Source organism: Micromonospora sp. NBRC 110037, from assembly GCF_001652995.1.
GTDB classification, from domain to species: Bacteria; Actinomycetota; Actinomycetes; order Mycobacteriales; family Micromonosporaceae; genus Micromonospora; species Micromonospora chalcea.
The window spans coordinates 1,772,961-1,788,712 of sequence record NZ_BBVA01000002.1; the positions used below are offsets into that span (position 1 = coordinate 1,772,961).

The 15,752-nt window shown below is 74.9% G+C and carries 15 protein-coding genes; 4 read left to right on the plus strand and 11 right to left on the minus strand.

Annotation, left to right across the window (positions count from 1 at the left end):
- Positions 1 to 2: 2 nt before the first annotated feature.
- The gene (locus tag A4R25_RS07135; RefSeq protein ID WP_064446062.1) at positions 3 to 1,130 is read right to left on the minus strand and encodes a CaiB/BaiF CoA-transferase family protein; all 1,128 of its coding nucleotides are present in this window, start codon (positions 1,128 to 1,130) and stop codon (positions 3 to 5) included.
- Between the two features lie 111 nt (positions 1,131 to 1,241).
- Here A4R25_RS07135 and A4R25_RS07140 point away from each other — a divergent pair, with 111 nt between their 5' ends.
- On the plus strand, positions 1,242 to 2,642 hold the full coding sequence (locus A4R25_RS07140) for an acyl-CoA synthetase (protein ID WP_064446504.1): 1,401 nt from the start codon (positions 1,242 to 1,244) through the stop codon (positions 2,640 to 2,642).
- 9 nt (positions 2,643 to 2,651) lie between these two features.
- On the opposite strand, the gene A4R25_RS07145 is transcribed toward A4R25_RS07140, so the two are convergent.
- The 3 genes from A4R25_RS07145 to A4R25_RS07155 are packed head-to-tail and all read right to left on the minus strand — an operon-like array spanning position 2,652 to position 5,362.
- Complete coding sequence (locus A4R25_RS07145) at positions 2,652 to 3,752, minus strand: aromatic acid exporter family protein (protein WP_030502309.1); 1,101 nt, start codon at positions 3,750 to 3,752, stop codon at positions 2,652 to 2,654.
- A gap of 33 nt (positions 3,753 to 3,785) precedes the next feature.
- A complete protein-coding gene (locus A4R25_RS07150; RefSeq protein WP_030502308.1) occupies positions 3,786 to 4,163 on the minus strand; it encodes a sensory rhodopsin transducer in 378 nt (125 codons plus the stop codon).
- On the minus strand, positions 4,160 to 5,362 hold the full coding sequence (locus A4R25_RS07155) for a D-arabinono-1,4-lactone oxidase (protein ID WP_030502307.1): 1,203 nt from the start codon (positions 5,360 to 5,362) through the stop codon (positions 4,160 to 4,162). Before A4R25_RS07155 ends, A4R25_RS07150 begins: the two co-directional genes overlap by 4 nt.
- Before the next feature lie 52 nt (positions 5,363 to 5,414).
- On the opposite strand from A4R25_RS07155, the gene A4R25_RS07160 reads away from it, so the two are divergent.
- Both A4R25_RS07160 and A4R25_RS07165 read left to right on the plus strand, forming a co-directional pair.
- Positions 5,415 to 7,241: a glycoside hydrolase family 15 protein gene (locus A4R25_RS07160; protein WP_197494852.1), complete on the plus strand. Its 1,827-nt coding sequence runs from the start codon at positions 5,415 to 5,417 to the stop codon at positions 7,239 to 7,241.
- 49 nt (positions 7,242 to 7,290) lie between these two features.
- Positions 7,291 to 8,028 carry a zf-HC2 domain-containing protein gene (locus A4R25_RS07165; RefSeq protein WP_043324265.1) on the plus strand — a complete coding sequence of 246 codons (738 nt, stop codon included), beginning with the start codon at positions 7,291 to 7,293 and terminating at the stop codon, positions 8,026 to 8,028.
- A 28-nt stretch (positions 8,029 to 8,056) separates the two neighbouring features.
- Here A4R25_RS07165 and A4R25_RS07170 read toward each other — a convergent pair whose 3' ends face one another.
- Positions 8,057 to 8,623: a sigma-70 family RNA polymerase sigma factor gene (locus A4R25_RS07170; RefSeq protein ID WP_043324268.1), complete on the minus strand. Its 567-nt coding sequence runs from the start codon at positions 8,621 to 8,623 to the stop codon at positions 8,057 to 8,059.
- Positions 8,624 to 8,776: 153 nt separating this feature from the next.
- Positions 8,777 to 9,253 carry a molybdenum cofactor biosysynthesis protein gene (locus tag A4R25_RS07175; protein ID WP_043324270.1) on the minus strand — a complete coding sequence of 159 codons (477 nt, stop codon included), beginning with the start codon at positions 9,251 to 9,253 and terminating at the stop codon, positions 8,777 to 8,779.
- 91 nt (positions 9,254 to 9,344) lie between these two features.
- Here A4R25_RS07175 and A4R25_RS07180 point away from each other — a divergent pair, with 91 nt between their 5' ends.
- Positions 9,345 to 10,586 carry a hypothetical protein gene (locus A4R25_RS07180; RefSeq protein WP_082930926.1) on the plus strand — a complete coding sequence of 414 codons (1,242 nt, stop codon included), beginning with the start codon at positions 9,345 to 9,347 and terminating at the stop codon, positions 10,584 to 10,586.
- A 181-nt stretch (positions 10,587 to 10,767) separates the two neighbouring features.
- On the opposite strand, the gene A4R25_RS07185 is transcribed toward A4R25_RS07180, so the two are convergent.
- From A4R25_RS07185 to A4R25_RS07205, 5 genes are all read right to left on the minus strand, one after another.
- On the minus strand, positions 10,768 to 11,853 hold the full coding sequence (locus A4R25_RS07185; RefSeq protein ID WP_043324272.1) for a PIN domain-containing protein: 1,086 nt from the start codon (positions 11,851 to 11,853) through the stop codon (positions 10,768 to 10,770).
- Between the two features lie 35 nt (positions 11,854 to 11,888).
- Positions 11,889 to 12,113, minus strand: coding sequence for a DUF3040 domain-containing protein (locus A4R25_RS07190; protein WP_064446063.1), 225 nt, complete (start codon positions 12,111 to 12,113; stop codon positions 11,889 to 11,891).
- A 241-nt stretch (positions 12,114 to 12,354) separates the two neighbouring features.
- Positions 12,355 to 13,944: a DHA2 family efflux MFS transporter permease subunit gene (locus tag A4R25_RS07195; RefSeq protein ID WP_043324274.1), complete on the minus strand. Its 1,590-nt coding sequence runs from the start codon at positions 13,942 to 13,944 to the stop codon at positions 12,355 to 12,357.
- A 312-nt stretch (positions 13,945 to 14,256) separates the two neighbouring features.
- Positions 14,257 to 14,877, minus strand: coding sequence for a DUF305 domain-containing protein (locus tag A4R25_RS07200; RefSeq protein WP_043324276.1), 621 nt, complete (start codon positions 14,875 to 14,877; stop codon positions 14,257 to 14,259).
- On the minus strand, positions 14,862 to 15,611 hold the full coding sequence (locus A4R25_RS07205; protein WP_043324278.1) for a lytic polysaccharide monooxygenase: 750 nt from the start codon (positions 15,609 to 15,611) through the stop codon (positions 14,862 to 14,864). The genes A4R25_RS07200 and A4R25_RS07205 overlap by 16 nt, the downstream gene beginning before the upstream one ends.
- Positions 15,612 to 15,752: the final 141 nt, after the last annotated feature.

Here is a 15,752-nt window from a genome sequence, read left to right on the forward strand (position 1 = left end):
GCTCAGGGGGCGGCGAGCCAGGCGCGCAGCTGGTCGCCGTGCTCGTCCAGCTCCGGGGGCGGCAGCTCGTAGCGCGGCGGGGTGCCGGACAGGCCGATCGGGTTGCGGATCCCCGGCACGCCGCCGGTCGTCACCACCGGCTCCAGGCCCAGCCCCTGCGCCAGCGCCACCCCCTCGGCCACCGAGTTGATCGGGCTGCACGGCACGCCCGCCGCGCGCAGCTCGCCGAACCACTCCGCGCTGCCGCGCCGGGACAGCGCCGCCACCAGCAGCGGCCGCAGCTCGTCGCGGTGCGCGACGCGGTCGGCGTTGCGCCGGAACCGCGCGTCGCCGGCCAGTTCCGGCACGCCCAGCACCCGGCAGAGGGTACGGAACTGCGCGTCGTTGCCGGCGATCACCACCAGTTCGCCGTCGGCGGTGGGCAGCGGCTCGTACGGCACGATGCTCGGATGCGCGTTGCCCATCCGGTGCGGCTGCGCGGCCCCGGCCACGTGCGCGCTGGTGTGGTTGACCAGCCCGGACAGCGCCGAGGAGAGCAGGTCCACCGTGACGTGCTGCCCGCGCCCGGTCGACTCGCGGTGCCGCAGAGCGGCCAGGATCCCGACCGCCGCGTGCAGCCCGGCGATCACGTCGAACACCGCGACACCGGCCTTGTAGGGCGGGCCGTCCGCGTCCCCGGTGAGGCTCATCAACCCGGCGGCGGCCTGCACCATCAGGTCGTACCCGGGCAGGTCGGCGCCCCCGGCAGCGCCGAAACCGCTGATCGAGGCGTACACCAGGCGGGCGTTGCGGGCGGTGAGCGTGTCGTGGTCGAGGCCGAAGCGGCGCAGCGCGCCCGGACGGAAGTTCTGGATCAGCACGTCGGCCCGGTCGGCCAGCCGGTGCGCCAGCGTCAGGTCGCCGGGGTCGGTCAGGTCGAGCACCAGTGAGCGCTTGTTGCGGTTGACCGCCAGGTAGTAGGTGGAGACGTCGTCGCGGACCGGGGGCCGCCAGCCGCGGGTGTCGTCGCCGCCCGGCGACTCCACCTTGACCACGTCCGCGCCGAGGTCCGCCAGGAGCATCGTCGCGTACGGCCCGGCGAGGATCCGGGAGAAGTCGGCGACCAGCACCCCGTGCAACGGACCCGACATGCCGACCCCTCTCTCGCCGCCGACCACGATGACACATTCCTGACGGCCCACCCGGCCGGGGTGGCCCGTCCGGCTACGGTCACGTCAGGGACGTACCGGAAAGGGGTGCCCGTGCCGCTGCTCAGCCGGCTCGCCGAGGCCACCGACGGGCGCCCGGGCGCGATCCGGGTGCAGGACCGCTCGCTGTCCTGGGTGGAGCTGCGCCGGGCGGCCGCCGCGGTCGCCGACGACCTGCGCGGAGCGGCCCGGGTGGCGGTGCCCGCGACGGCGACTCTGGAGACGGTGGTCGGCGTGGTCGGCGGGCTGCTCGCGGGCGCGGCGGTGGTGCCGGTGCCGCCCGACGCCGGGCCGATGGAACGCGACCACATCCTGCGCGACTCCGGCGCGGAGGTGCTGCTGGCGGCGCCGGGCACGCGGGAAGCCCATTCGCCGCCGCTCGTGCCGCTGGATCTGGCCCGGCGCTCGGACACCAGCCATCCCGAGCCCGACCCGGCGGCCACCGCGCTGATCCTCTACACCAGCGGCACCACCGGCGCGCCCAAGGGCGCGGTGCTGTCCCGCCGCGCGGTCGCCGCCTGCCTGGACGGGCTCGCAGACGCCTGGGCCTGGACACCGGACGACGTGCTGGTGCACGGGCTGCCGCTGTTCCACGTGCACGGGCTGGTGCTGGGCGTGCTCGGCCCGCTGCGCGTCGGCAGCCGCCTGCGCCACGTCGGCCGTCCCCACCCCGAGCGGTACGCGGCGGCGGGCGGCTCGCTGTACTTCGGCGTACCCACGATCTGGTCGCGGATCGCGGCGCAACCCGCGGCGGCGCGGGCGCTGCGCGGCGCCCGGCTGCTCGTGTCCGGCAGCGCGGCGCTGCCCGATCCGGTCTTCGCGGCGCTGGCCGGGCTGACCGGGCACCGGCCGCTGGAGCGGTACGGCATGACCGAGACGCTCGTGACGGTGAGCGCCCGCGCGGACGTTCCCCGGCGGCCCGGCACCGTGGGTGTGCCGCTGCCCGGCGTGCACACGCGGGTGCGGGACGAGCACGGCGACCCGCTGCCGGCGGACGGCGCGGCCATGGGTGAGCTGCAGGTACGCGGCGGCACGCTGTTCGACGGTTACCTGAACCGGCCGGACGCCGACGCGGCCACCCGCACCGCCGACGGCTGGTTCCGCACCGGCGACGTCGCCACGGTCGACCCGGACGGCGTCCACCGCATCGTCGGCCGGGCCGCCACCGACCTGATCAAAAGCGGCGGGTACCGGATCGGGGCCGGCGAGGTGGAGGACGCGCTGCTGGCCCACCCGGGTGTGCGGGAGGCGGCGGTGGTCGGCACGCCCCACCCCGACCTGGGGCAGCAGGTGACCGCGTACGTGGTCGGCGACGGCGTGGCCGAGGCCGAGCTGATCGACTTCGTGGCGCGGCACCTGTCCGCGCACAAGCGCCCCCGGCAGGTACGGCTGGTCGGCGCGCTGCCCCGCAACGCGATGGGCAAGGTGCAGAAGACCCTGCTGACCGAGGCGTGAGCGGCCCTCTCAGCGGGCCGCTGCCGCGCGGCGGACCTGACGGCGGGCCTCGTCCGCCGGCACGCCTGTGGCACGCAGCAGGTCGTTGGCGACGGTCCGCAACTGCGAGACCACGATGGTGCCGGAGAAGCCGATCTCCTGCCGGCACGCCTCGCCCGCGTCGCGGACCGCGCGCAGCACCCGCTCCCGGGCGGCGGCCGGCTCCTCGGCGGCCAGGAACGCCCGGTGCAGCAGCCGGATCGCCTCGCTGAAGTGCTCCAGCGCGGCGGGCAGGTGCGGCGGCACCGGCTCCCGGTCCCGTAACGCGGTGCCGATGCGGCGCACCATGCCCCGGCTGTTGCGGAACGCCCGGTCCAGGTGCTCGGCGCCGTGCCGATACGCGGCCAGGGCGCGTCGTCGCCGCCAGCGCACCGGGGAGAACCGGACCACCTCGTCGGCGGCGCCGACCATCTCGTCGATCCGGTCCAGTTCCGTCTCGGCGGCGCGCATCCGGGCCAGCACCTCGTCGGCCGCGCGCACGTCGGCGTGTGCAAGCGCCTCCGCCGACGCGGTCATCTGACTGGCGAACGTGTCGAGCGCCGGGTCTGCCACGCGGCGGACCGCGCGCAGCGGGTTCAGCGGCGCGATCACCAGCACCACGAGCAGGCCGACGGCGCCGCCGACGAGCGCGTTGAGGGTCCGGGGCAGCTCCAGGTCGGGCGACACCGGGGTCAGCGTGGCGACCAGCACCGCCGTACCGCCGGCCTGGGTGACGAGCGCGCCGGTACCGCGTACGAGCACCGCCGCGGAGACCGCCAGGAACACGATCACGCCGGTCTGCCACGGCCCGGTGCCGAACAGATGCACCAGCAGGTCACCGACGACGATGCCGAGGACCACCCCGACCACCAGCTCCACGGTCCGCCGGGTGCGGTTGCCGAGCGAGGCGGCGATGACGCTGACCGCCGCGGCCGGCGCGAACGTCGGGTCGGGGTTGCCGAGCACCTCGCGGGCCACCGTCCAGGCCAGCGTGGCCGCGAGGCCGGCCTGGACCGCCACGATGAAGTACGTGCCCAGTCGCCGGCGGCTGGACCGCCCGGCGTCGCGTACCCGGTCGACGGCATCCCGCATGCGGCCGGGTACCCGCGGTCGCCCGCCCGAACCTCACCCGGGGTACGCCATCGTGCCGGTCAGCGCCACCACGCCGGGCAGCCGGGTGTCCTGGCGCAGGAACTGCACCACCACCGGGACCGGGGAACGCAGCACGCAGCCGTACGGGCGGTCCAGTCGCACCGCCTCCGGGTCGATCAGGTCGTTCACCCGTACGTGCCGGATCCGGCGGGCGCCGACCAGTAGCCGGTACGGTCCGACCGGTTCGACGTCCTGGTAGTAGAAGTCCAGCTCCAGCTCGGCGTCCTCGTCGGCGGCGTTGAGCACGCAGAGCTGGTCGAAGGCGGTGAACGCCGGTTCCGGGCCGTGCGCGGGGAACGGCACGTGCCCGCCCGGCACCACCCAGACCCGGGCGCCGACCGGCGCGCTCACGACTCCTCCAGCAGCCGGGCCAGGTCCGGGGTGAGGAACACCCCGTCCGGGTCGAGCCGGCGGCGCACCGCCTGGAAGTCGTCCCAGCGGGGATAGAGGGGACGCAGCTCCCGCGCGCCGAGCCAGTGCTTCTTGCCCCAGTGCGGGCGTCCGCCGTAGTGCCGGAACACCGCCTCCATGTCCCGGAAGTACTCGTCGTACGGCAGCGAGGTGTTCTGCAGGCAGGCGATCGTGGTGGTGGGGCGGCCGTAGGCGTTGCTGAGCCAGATGTCGTCGGCGGCGATGGTGCGGACCAGGACCCGCCAGGCGGCCACCCGGCGGTGCCGGTCGCGCACCCGGCGGCGCACCTCGGCGAAGCAGGCCGGGAACGCCTCCGACGGCAGCATGTACTCGATCTCCTCGAAGCGCAGCTCCCGGTGCCGGGGAATGGTGCGGTGGGTGGGCCCGACCTGGCTCTGCCGCGGCTCGCCGTCCGGCAGCCGGGGCTGTGCCCGGTCCGGCGCGGCGTCCGTGTCGGTGCGGTTGATCACCCGGATCTGCGTCTGGTCGCTGCGCGGGTACCAGTAGAAGTCCATGTTGCGGTTGGTGTGCTGCAGCACGGCGAGGTGGTCCAGGGTCCAGTCCAGGTGCGCGCACCAGGAGCGGCGGTGCAGTTGGTAGGTCGGCTGCACGTCGAGCGTGACCTGGGTGACCACGCCGAGCGCGCCGAGGGAGAGGCGCACCGCCGGCAGCAGCTCCGGGTTGCGCCGCGCGTCGACGTCCAGCACGTCGCCGGTGCCGGTGACCAGGCGCACGCCGGTGACCTGGGTGCTCAGGTTCCCAAATCCGATGCCGGTGCCGTGGGTGCCGGTGGCGGTCGCCCCAGCGATCGACTGGTAGTCGACGTCGCCCAGGTTGTCCATGGCCAGCCCGGCGTCGTAGAGCCCTTCGCCCAGCGCCCGCAGCTTCGTGCCGGCCCACGCGGTCGCGACCCGCCCGTCGTCGGAGATCACCCCGGCCATCCGGTCCAGGCTCAGCAGGATCCCGTCGGTACGCACCAGCGGGCTGGACGAGTGCCCCGAGCCGACCGGCCGGACGGTCGCGCGCGTGGCCCGGGCACGGCGCACCAGGTCGCACACCTCGGCCTCGTCGGCCGGCTCGGCCCGGTCCGCCGGTGTGAAGCGGAGACTGCCGGACCAGTTCACGAACTCGCGTGTCACAGCGGCCCCTCCCCGGCCCGCTTACCCGTGCCCGCGCCGGGTAGTCACCGCCGTGTCCGAGCCGCCGCTGTCGTTCCCGCCGATCGACGCGTACGCGTTCCTGTCCGACACGCACACCACGGCGCTCGTCGCACCGGACGGGGCGGTCGAGTGGTTCTGCGTACCGGACGCGGCGGGCGACGCGGTCGCGGCCCGGCTGCTCGACCGGGACACCGGCGGCCGGTTCACGCTCACCGTCGCCGGCTGCCCGGCGCCGCGGCGCCGCTACCGGCCGGACACGCTGGTGCTGGAGAACGACTGGGCCGCCCCGTCCGGCGCGGCGGCCGGCGAGGACCTGCTCGCGGTCCGGCCCGGCGCCGCCGACCGGCCGATCCACGCCGAGCGGGCGCTGGTGCGCCGGCTGCGAATCACCGACGGTGTGCTGCGGGTCCGCGCCGAGCTGACGCCCCGGCCCGGGTACGGGGCACGCCCGGTGCGCTGGCGGCGCGACGGTAACGGCTGGCACGCCGACGGCACGCCGCTGCGGCTGCGCACCGACCTGCCGGTCACCGTCGAGGACGGCACGCTCGTCGCCGAGGCGGAGCTGCGCGCCGGGCAGGACGCGACGCTGCTTCTCGGGTACGCCGACCCGGTGCCCGCCCTCGCCGACGCCGAGGAGCTGACCGAGCGGACCGCCGACAGCTGGCGGGCGTGGTCGGCGCGCGGCGACTACACGGGCTTCGCGGCCGGCGCGGTCCGGCACAGCGCCCTGGTGCTGCGCGGCCTGTCCTACGACGAGACCGGCGCGCTGCTGGCCGCCCCGACCACATCGCTGCCCGAGGAGATCGGCGGGGTCCGCAACTGGGACTACCGCTTCACCTGGCACCGGGACGCGGCGCTGCTGCTGCTCGCGCTGTTCCGCCTGGGCCACGCCGAGGAGGGCCGCCGCTATCTGCGGTTCCTGCTCGGCATCTGCGCGCGGCAGCATCCGCTCGCGCCGCTCGTCGGCATCCACGGCCACGCCACCGAGGAGCGTGAGCTGCCGCACCTGTCCGGCTACGCCGGCTCGGCGCCGGTGCGGGTCGGCAACGAGGCGGCGAACCAGATCCAGTTCGACACGTACGGGCACATCCTCGACGCGGCGCTTGCCTACCAGCTGCTCACCGGCGAGCTGACCGGCCCGCAGTGGGCGCTGCTGCGGCGGCACGTCGAGACCATGGCGGAGCGCTGGCGGGAACCGGACCACGGGGTGTGGGAGATCCGCGGCCCGTGCCGGCACTACGTCTACTCGAAGGTGATGACCTGGGTCTGCCTGGACCGGGGCATCCGCCTCGCCGGGCTGCTCGGCGACGGCGCCGCGCCGGTGGACCGGTGGCGCCGGGAACGTGACGCGCTGCACGCCGAGGTGCTCGACCGCGGGTACGACGAGCGCGCCGGCAGTTTCGTCATGGCGTACGGCGGGACCGAGCCGGACGCCTCGCTGCTGCGGATGCCGCTCGTCGGGTTCCTGCCCGGCGACGACGCCCGGGTGGTCGCCACCGTCGAACGGATCCGCGCCGACCTCGCCGTCGCGCCCGACCTGATCCGGCGCTACCGGGCCGACGACGGGCTGCCCGGCACCGAGGGGGCGTTCCTGCTCTGCTCCTTCGAGCTGGTCTCGGCGCTGGTACTGGCCGGCCGGCACGGCGAGGCGCGGGACATCTTCGACCGGCTGGCCGGCCGGGCCGGGCCGCTCGGCCTGCATCCGGAGGAACGCGCGCCCGACGGCACGGCGCTGGGCAACTTCCCGCAAGCGTTCACCCATCTGGCACTGATCGAGGCTGCGCTGAACCTGGACTCGGCGGGCGACCGGGACGCGCTGCACGCGTGGGCGGAACGGTCAGCGGCCGCGGCGGCGTGACCGGCACCCCGCCGGGAACCAGCGCGCCGGTCCGGACGACTATCCCTGTATGGCGTGTGAGCAGTGGCGGGAAATCCTGTCGGCACAGCTGGACGGTGAGGCGTCCCGCTCGGAGATCGAGGCGGCCGAGGCGCACCTGACCGGCTGCGCCGGCTGCCGGGGCTGGTTCGACTCGGCCGCGGCGGTCACCCGGCGGGCCCGTACGCAGCTCGCCCCGCGCGTACCCGACCTGGTCGACGCGGTGCTCGCCGCCGCGCCGCCGCCCCGGCCGAGCCGCCGCCAGCGGATCGCGCTCGGACTACGCGGGGCGCTCGGGTTGCTCGGCGCGGTGCAGCTCGTACTCGGGCTGGCCCAGATCGGCCGGGAGGCGGTCGTCGCGCACGCCCACACCTCCGGCCAGCACCTGTGGCACGAGTCGGCGGCGTGGAACGTAGCAGTCGGCGCCGGGTTCCTCTACGTGGCGGCACGCCGGACCACGCCGTCCGGCCTGCTGCCGATGCTCAGCGCGTTCGTCGCCACGCTGGTGCTGCTGTCGGTGAACGACCTGATCACCGGTCAGGTCGCGATGACCCGGCTGGTCAGCCACGGCTTCCTGCTGGTCGGCTGGGCCGTGATGCTGGTGCTGTCCCGGCCGGGCTGGCGCCCCGGCGACACGCCGCCCGGGCGGGGCCGGTCGAGCGGATCGCGGTGGGCGCTGCGCACCGAGGAACCGGCCGCGCCGGCGCCGCTGCGGCTGGTGCAGCCGGGCCCGTACCCCGCACAGGCCCGCAACCGGCGCGCGGCCTGAACCGCCGGACGGCCGGGGCCCGCGGGTGTCAGCGGGCGCGGCGGTCACGGACGTCGCCGGACCAGGCGGCGGCCAGGTCCTCCCGGGCGCGGGCGACCCGGGACCGGATCGTGCCGACCGGGCAGCCGCACACCTCGGCGGCCTCGGCGTAGGACAGGCCCAGCACCTGGGTGGCCACGAACGCCTCCCGGCGGTCCGGGGCGAGCGCCGCGATGAGCCCGCGCAACACCACCCCGTCGTCCCCGCCGCGGGTCACCGCCCCGGCCGCCTCGGCGGCGGCCTGCCAGTCCGCCAGCGCGGCCGTGCGGGGCCGCGCGGTCGCCGCCCGCACGTGGTCCACCGCGACCCGGCGGGCGATGGTGAAGACCCAGGTACGCGCCGACGACCGGCCCGCGAAGCCGGGCAGGCTGCGCAGCGCGCGCAGGAACGTCTCCTGGGCCAGGTCGTCGGCCTCGGCCGGCCCGGCCAGGTGGGCGAGGAACCGCCACACCGGCGCCTGGAGGGCACGGACGAACGCGGCAGCGGCCAGCCGGTCACCACGGGCGGCGCTCCGGGCCCACCCGGTCACCTGCTCGTCGTCGGCGTCCGGGCTCATCCTCGGCCGGCCCGCGGGCCCGACATCGTCATGCCCGACGGTACGGATCCGCTGCCCGCTCGGTTCATCCCTGGCGTCCCTCCTGCCACCGGGCCTGACTGTCGGCGACCTCCGGTTGGTCGGCCGGCGGGCGGGAAAAGTTCCCGAACCGGGTCAGTCGTCGTCGACGGAGACGGTGACCGGCCCGACCCGCAGGACGCCGTCGGTGAGCGGCGCGCAGCGCACACCGCCCCGGCGACGCATCGCCTTCCAGGTGCCGGGCGCGACCACCACGTCGAGCCAGGCGCACGGCGGCGCGGCCCGGTGCACCCGCAGGCGGACCGGACCGTCGCCGGAGTCGAGCGTGAGCACCCGGCCGACCAGCTCGTCCACCGGGATGCCGTCGGTCAGCACGTTACGTCGCAACTGGGTGAGGTCCGCCCCGGGCGGCAGCGACTCCCGCGCGATCAGCGTGACGCTCGCCTGGCGGTGCGCCGGGCGGCCGAAGTAGCGGTCACCGACGATGCCGAGACCGGCGCGCACCTCCACCCGCTCGACCAGTTCACCCGGCGGCGCGGGGGCGGGCCCGTCCGCGGGGCGGCCCACGTACCGGTGCACGGGCGAGGCCAGCAACTGGACGATCCGCGGCATGCCCCGAAGTGTAATCGCGGGCATACCACCGCCAAACCGGACGATAGCCGCGCTCACGTATCCGCGGCTTACGCAGGGCGTTGTACCAGGTGTGACGGCGAGGCGACCCGACGCGATCGGGGCTCATCCCCGGCGGCGGCTGGCCTGGGCGCGGCGCGAGAACGAGCGCCGGCGCCAGGCGTACGAGACGGCGGCGCGGGCCTGGCGGCGGCGCGCGGAGCACCTCGACCGGCTGCGGATCGAGGCGGCCGGCTTCCACGGGTGCGTCCTGGCCGGCGCCCCGCTACCGGTGCCACTGGACGACGGAGAGGTCGTCTACCGCATCCTGCCCACCGTCGACCTCGTCGAGGCCGCGGCCCGGCACCTGCCCGGACTGCCGGTGCCGGGCGGCACGCTCGCCGGATGTCTCGACCCGGCCGAGGGCCCGCTACCGGCCGGGCTGCGCGTGATCGCCAGCGGCGCCGCCGTGGTGACCGACCGGCGGGTCGCCTTCACCGGGCCCGGCGTCGGCCGGGAGTGGCCCCTGCGGACTCTGCGCGGACTCGGGCACCACCCCGGCCGTCCGGTCACCCTGCTGCACGGCACGGACGGCGGCGCACCGGCGGGTCTGCGCGTGCCGGCGCCGGGCGCGGCGAACGCCCGGTTCTACCTCACCCTGGCCCACGCCGACGCCACCGGTACGCGCACCGCGGTGGTGGAGGACGTCGAGGCGCTGTGGTCCGCCCACCGGGCCGCCCGGCCCCGCCCACCCCGGCCACTCGGGCCGTGGGACGCCCCCGCCGAACGGGCGCTCCCCCAGCGGCTGGCCGCGGCGGGCGTCGCAGCGATGGCCGTACTGCTGGGCGTCACCTCCGCCGGCACCTGGACCGCGACCGCCGGGCAGACCGACCCGGCAGCCCGAACCGCGACCCACCCGGCGACCGCACCCCCACCGGCCGTTTCGTCAGTGCCGCCCGTGGCGACCCCGGTCAACCCGTCGTCTCCCCCTGCGTCCCGGCCGCCCCGGCCCGCGCCGCGACCTCCGGCCGCCGGTTCGGGTGATCGGGTCCCCACCACCGCGCCACCTGCCGCCGGATCCCCGTCGACGCGCGTGAGCGGCCGTACGCCCGTGATCGTCGAATCGTCCGGCCCACCCGCCGCCGGTCCGGCGACGCCGGCGCCGAGCGTGAGCCCGACGGCTGATCCGGTTCCGACCGGCGAGCCCGATCCGACAGCGGAGCCGAGCCCGTCCGCCGCATCCGCCGAGCCGAGCGTCCTGGACCTGGTGGGCCTGCACCTCGGCCTGGCTGTCGGTTCCGGCGCAACAGCCCAGCAAGACGCAACCCTCCCCTGACCCCGCCCCACGCTCGCCGCTCTCCCACTTCCCCGCCGTCCCGCCCTCGCGGTCACCCCGCCTCACCCTCGCCGTCGATCTTGCACTTCGCGCCCCGCAGATGCCGGATTAATCCCGCTTTAGGCGGGCCGCAAGTGCAAGATCGCGGGAACGAAGGGCGAGGGGCGGGTGGGGTGGGGGGTCAGGGGGTGTGGGGGGTCAGGAGGTAGTCGCCGTCTTCTGGGCTCCAGCGCAGCTCGACCGCGCCGCCCGTCGCGGCCGCCTTGCAGAACTGCAGGAAGCTGCGATATCCGAGCTTCTTCTCGCTGAAGTCGGGCCGGGCGCGCCGGAGCTGGTCCTTCAGCCCGGACAGCGCCACCGCGCCGCCCTCGCCGGCCAGGTCCACCACCACTGATCGCAGCAGCCCGAACGCGACGTCGCGGTCGCCCTGTTCCGGAAGCGACACCTCCGGGTCGCCCTTCGCCGGCCCCGCCGCCAGCTCCACCACGTTGCGCGCGGCGAGGTGGCGCAGCAGCTCGCCGAAGGTACGGAAGCCGTAGTCGGACTCGCTGAACGTCGGGTCCTTGCGCAGCAGCGCGCGCTTGAGCGCGGACGCGGTCACGTCACCGCTGGAGCTGCCCTGCATGCCGGCCACCGTCTGTACGAGCTGGACGGCGAGCGTGTCGACGTCCCGGGCCCGCCCCTCCTCGGCCGCAGCGGCTTCCGGCGCGACCTCCGCCACCGGTTCCGCCACCGGCCCGGGCGGCGCCGTCCGGGCCGGACGCGACCGGCGGGCGGACGGCGGCGGCACGTCGACGCCTTCGAGGCGGTCGTAGTAGAGGAACTCGTCGCAGGCCGGCGGCAGCAACGCCGAGGTGGACTTCTCCACCCCCACACCGATCACCCGCTTGTTGAGTTCGCGCAGCTTGTGGACCAGCGGAGTGAAGTCGCTGTCGCCCGTGCAGATCACGAACGTGGAGATGTAGCCGCGTTCGAACGCCAGCTCGACCGCGTCCACCGCCATCTTGATGTCCGCGGCGTTCTTGCGGGAGGCGCCCATCCGCTGCGGGATCTCGATCAGCTCGACGTGCGACCGGGTGAGCATCCGCCGGTCCTCGTCGAAGTACGACCAGTCCGCGTACGCCCGGCGCACCACCACCCGCCCCCGCTCGGCGAGCGCGTCGGCGATCGGCCGGAAGTCGAACGCACCACCACCGTGGTGGTCGCGTACGCCCAGGGCCAGGTTCTCGTAGTCGAGGAACAGCGCGATCCGGTCTTCGTGATCCACACTGGCAGCCTAGCCCGGCCGGACCGCTCCGCCGGTCAGCGCCGCTCGTCGCGGTAGACGGTCTCGCGGCGGGCCAGCCGCTGGATCGCGTAGCTGCTGACCAGGAGCAGCAGCGCCAGCACCACCTCGACGCCGGCGACGGTGCCGCTGGCGACGGTGAGGCCGAGCAGCAGCAGGATGAGCCCGACGACGGCGAGCAGGCCCGCGAGCAGCATGCGGTTACGCCGTCGCGCCGACCGCTGCGCGTCGTCTGCGCTCACGCTGCCCGCCTCTCCCCGGCTCCCTGTGCCGATCGTAGGCGCTCGTCACGGCCGCGGTGGCGGGTTGGCCCCGCCGGCACGGCCCCGGTGGCGAAAGCCACGCCGACACGGCCGGGCGGGCCGACAGCGCGAGCACACCGGCGGGTGGCCGACAACGCGCCCACCCGGCACGGCGGGCGGCACCGCACCGATGTGGCGCGGGGCCGGACGCTCAGGCGTCCGGCCCCGGTCACGGCGGCGGTCAGTGGATCGGCAGCGCCATCGGCTGCTTGTCCTCGCCCGTCTCGCCGTCGAGCAGGTGCGACGGCTCACGCCGGCGCGGCAGGAAGGCGGCCGGGACGAAGGTGAGCAGCACCAGCCCGAACGCGACCCAGAACGTGGTCGAGAAGGCGCCCGCGGCGTAGTCGAGCCCTCGCTCGATGAGCGACGGCGGCACCGGGAACTGCTGGATCAGCTCGGGCCGCTGCTGTGCGGCGATGGCGAGCTGGGATTCGGTCAGCGGGGCGCCGGTGCCCGGGTCGGTCACGCCGGGGATGGGCCGCGAGCCGTTCAGCTCGCTGGTGAGGATGACCGACATGATCGCGGCGCCGATCGATCCGCCGATCTGCTGGAGGATGTTGACCAGCGTGGAGCCGCGCGCCACCTCGGCGGCGCTGAGCGTCTTCAGCGCCGAGGTCATGATCGGCATCATCGTGCCGCCCATGCCGAGGCCCATCACGAACAGCGAGCCGCAGAGCAGCCAGTACGAGGTGTCGGTGCCGAGCTGCGTGAAGGTGAAGAACCCGGCCGCGATGAGCACCAGCGCGAAGGGCACCGTCCGGCCGACGGGCACCCGGTCGGCGAGCGTGCCCGCGATCGGCATGGTCAGCATGGCGCCGATGCCCTGCGGCGCGATCAGCAGGCCCGCGGCGAGCGTCGTCTCACCCCGCACCTGCAGGAAGTAGCTCGGGAACAGCAGGCCCGCGCCCATGAACGCGATGATGAACACGAACATGGTGATCGAGGCGATGGTGAGGTTGCGGTTGCGGAACAGCCGCAGGTCGAGCAGCGGATGGCGGGGCCGGAACGAGTAGGCCACGAAGGCGACCACGAGCGCGCCGCCGGCCAGCATCGGCAGCCAGACCTTGGTGTCGGCGATCGTGCCGGTCTCGGGCAGCGTGGAGATGCCGTACAGGAACAGGGCCAGACCCGGCGACAGCATCAGCATGCCGAGGAAGTCGAACGCCTGGGACGGCTCGGCGTTGTCCTTCGGCAGCGCGAGCTGGGCGTAGATCAGCGCGACCACGCCGATCGGCAGGTTGATCAGGAAGATCCAGTGCCAGCTGGCGACGTCGATCAGCCAGCCGCCGAGGATCGGTCCGGTGATCGGGCCGAGCAGCATCGGGATGCCGAGCACTGCCATCAGGCGGCCGATGCGGTGCGGGCCGGCGGCCCGGGTCATGATCGTCATGCCGAGCGGCATGAGCATGCCGCCGCCGAGGCCCTGGACCACACGCCAGGCGATCAGCTCGCCGATCGAGTCGGCGGTGGCGCAGAGCCCGGAGCCGATGGTGAACAGCGCCAGCGCCACCATGTAGAGGCGTTTCGTGCCGAACCGGTCGGCGGCCCAGCCGCTGAGCGGGATCACCGTGGCCAGCGCGAGCGTGTAGCCCGTCATGGTCCACGCGACGCGCGCGTACGAGGCGTCGAACTCGCTCTGGAACGTCGGGAGCGCCACGCTGACGACTGTCACGTCGAGGATCGACATGATCGCGCCGAGCACGACGACGCCGGCCACCTTGAGCACCGCGGCGTCGAGCTTTGTCGACGTCGCGACGGGTTGCTGGGTCACTAACGGTCTCCTGGATCCGGTTCGGCTGCCGAAGGCGGTGGGGGTCGCCACGCACCGTCCGGGCGCGGGCGGAACGCGCGGCGGGGCGACGTCCGGCGGGAAGCCTAACCACGACCGGCGACAGACCGGGGCGGATTATGCCGACGGACGAGGCGTCCCGGGCCTGCGCACGGCCGTACGGCGGGCCGGCGGCTCACGGAAAAGGGCGGTTGCGCGCCGATTCGTGAACCTCGGCGGGCCGGTGGGCGCGACGTCGACGTGACGAAGGTCATGGCGCGTCCGGGCAGCTCCGGGGCGTGCGGGCGCGCCGTTTCAGCCCATCCGGCCCATCAGTTCGATCTCCGCGGTCCGGGAGCGCTCGATCCGGCGGGCCAGCTCGCGTACCCGCTCGCTGGTGCCGGCGGCGACCTGGGCGCGGGCCAGGTCGGCCGCGGTGCGCTGGTGCCGGCTCAGCACGTCGACCAGCACGCGGTCGGCGTCGGCGGGCGCGGCGGCGCGCAGCCGGGCCAGTCCGGCGGCGGCGTCGCTGTGCCCGGAGTGGTCGTGCCGGGCGGCCGCGGCGGCGGCCGACGGCCCGGCGTCGCGCAGCCATTCGCGCATGGTGGCCAGTTCGTCGGTCTCGGTGGCCCGCACGGCGGCGATCAGCGTGCGGATCCGCGTATCGGTGGCGCGGTCGAGACCGAGCCGCACGATCTCCAGCGTCTGCTCGGTGTGGGCCACCATCATGGCCAGGAACAGCGCGTCGATCCCGCTGACCGTGGTGTCCGGGGCCGAGGCCGTGGCGGACGGGACCGGCGGGGACGGATCGGCCGCGGGCGGGCCGCCGCAACCGGCCAGGGTCAGCATCACGCCGAGCAGGGCCGCGGACGCGCGGCGGAGCCGGGGACCGGCCGGCTCCGCCGCGCGGGTACGCGGGCTCAGATCTGCTGCCACAGCGCCGGCACGTTCGGCGGCTCCCAGCCGGCGATGGCGGTGTGCGCCTGGCGGCAGCGGTAGCTGCGGCCGTCGTAGGTGACCGTGTCACCGACCTGGTACGCCCGTCCGGCCGTCCACGTGCCGCCCGGCGCCGGCGTGCTGGTCCGGGTGGGCGTGGGCGAGGGCGCGGGGGTGGTCGGCGCCGCCGTCGGCGTGGGCGACGGGGTCGGGTTGCCGCCACCGCCGCCGATCTGCAGGTCGACGCAGGAGTAGAAGGCGTTGGCGGTGTCGGAGATGTTCCAGATGGCGAGCAGTTTCTGCCGGCCGGAGAAGCCGCCGAGGTTGACCGTGTGCGACACGGTCGCGCCGGGCTGACGGCCACCGCCGTCGACCACGGCGACCCGGGTGCCACCGATCCAGTACTCCCAGTTGGCGGTGGCGTGGCGGGCGGTGTTGACCCAGGTGAACGTGACGGTGCTGCCGACCGAGGTGGCCGGCCAGTTGCGGCTGTCGTCGTTGAGGACCGCGAACTGGGCGATGCCGGCGTGGCAGCTGCGCAGGCCCTTGGGGCCCTCCACGCTCTGCGGCTCGTACTTGATCTGGCCGCAGTCGGGCACCCGGTTCTGCGCGCACAGCGCCTGGCGGCTGGGCGGTGAGGAGACGTAGCCGTGGGCCTGCGCGGGCGCGGCGAGCGCCAGCGTGCCGGTCACGGCGCCTGCGGTGAGCAGCGGGAGGGTGATTCTTCGACGCATGGTGGCAACTCCTTCGGGGGGAACGGAAGGTGCCCCGAACATAAATTAAACATTGTTAACAGTAAAGACTCCTGTCTATAAATTAAGCCCTGCACTCCCCGACGCCGGGCGTATGATCCTCGTCGATGGCTCGCCGCGCGG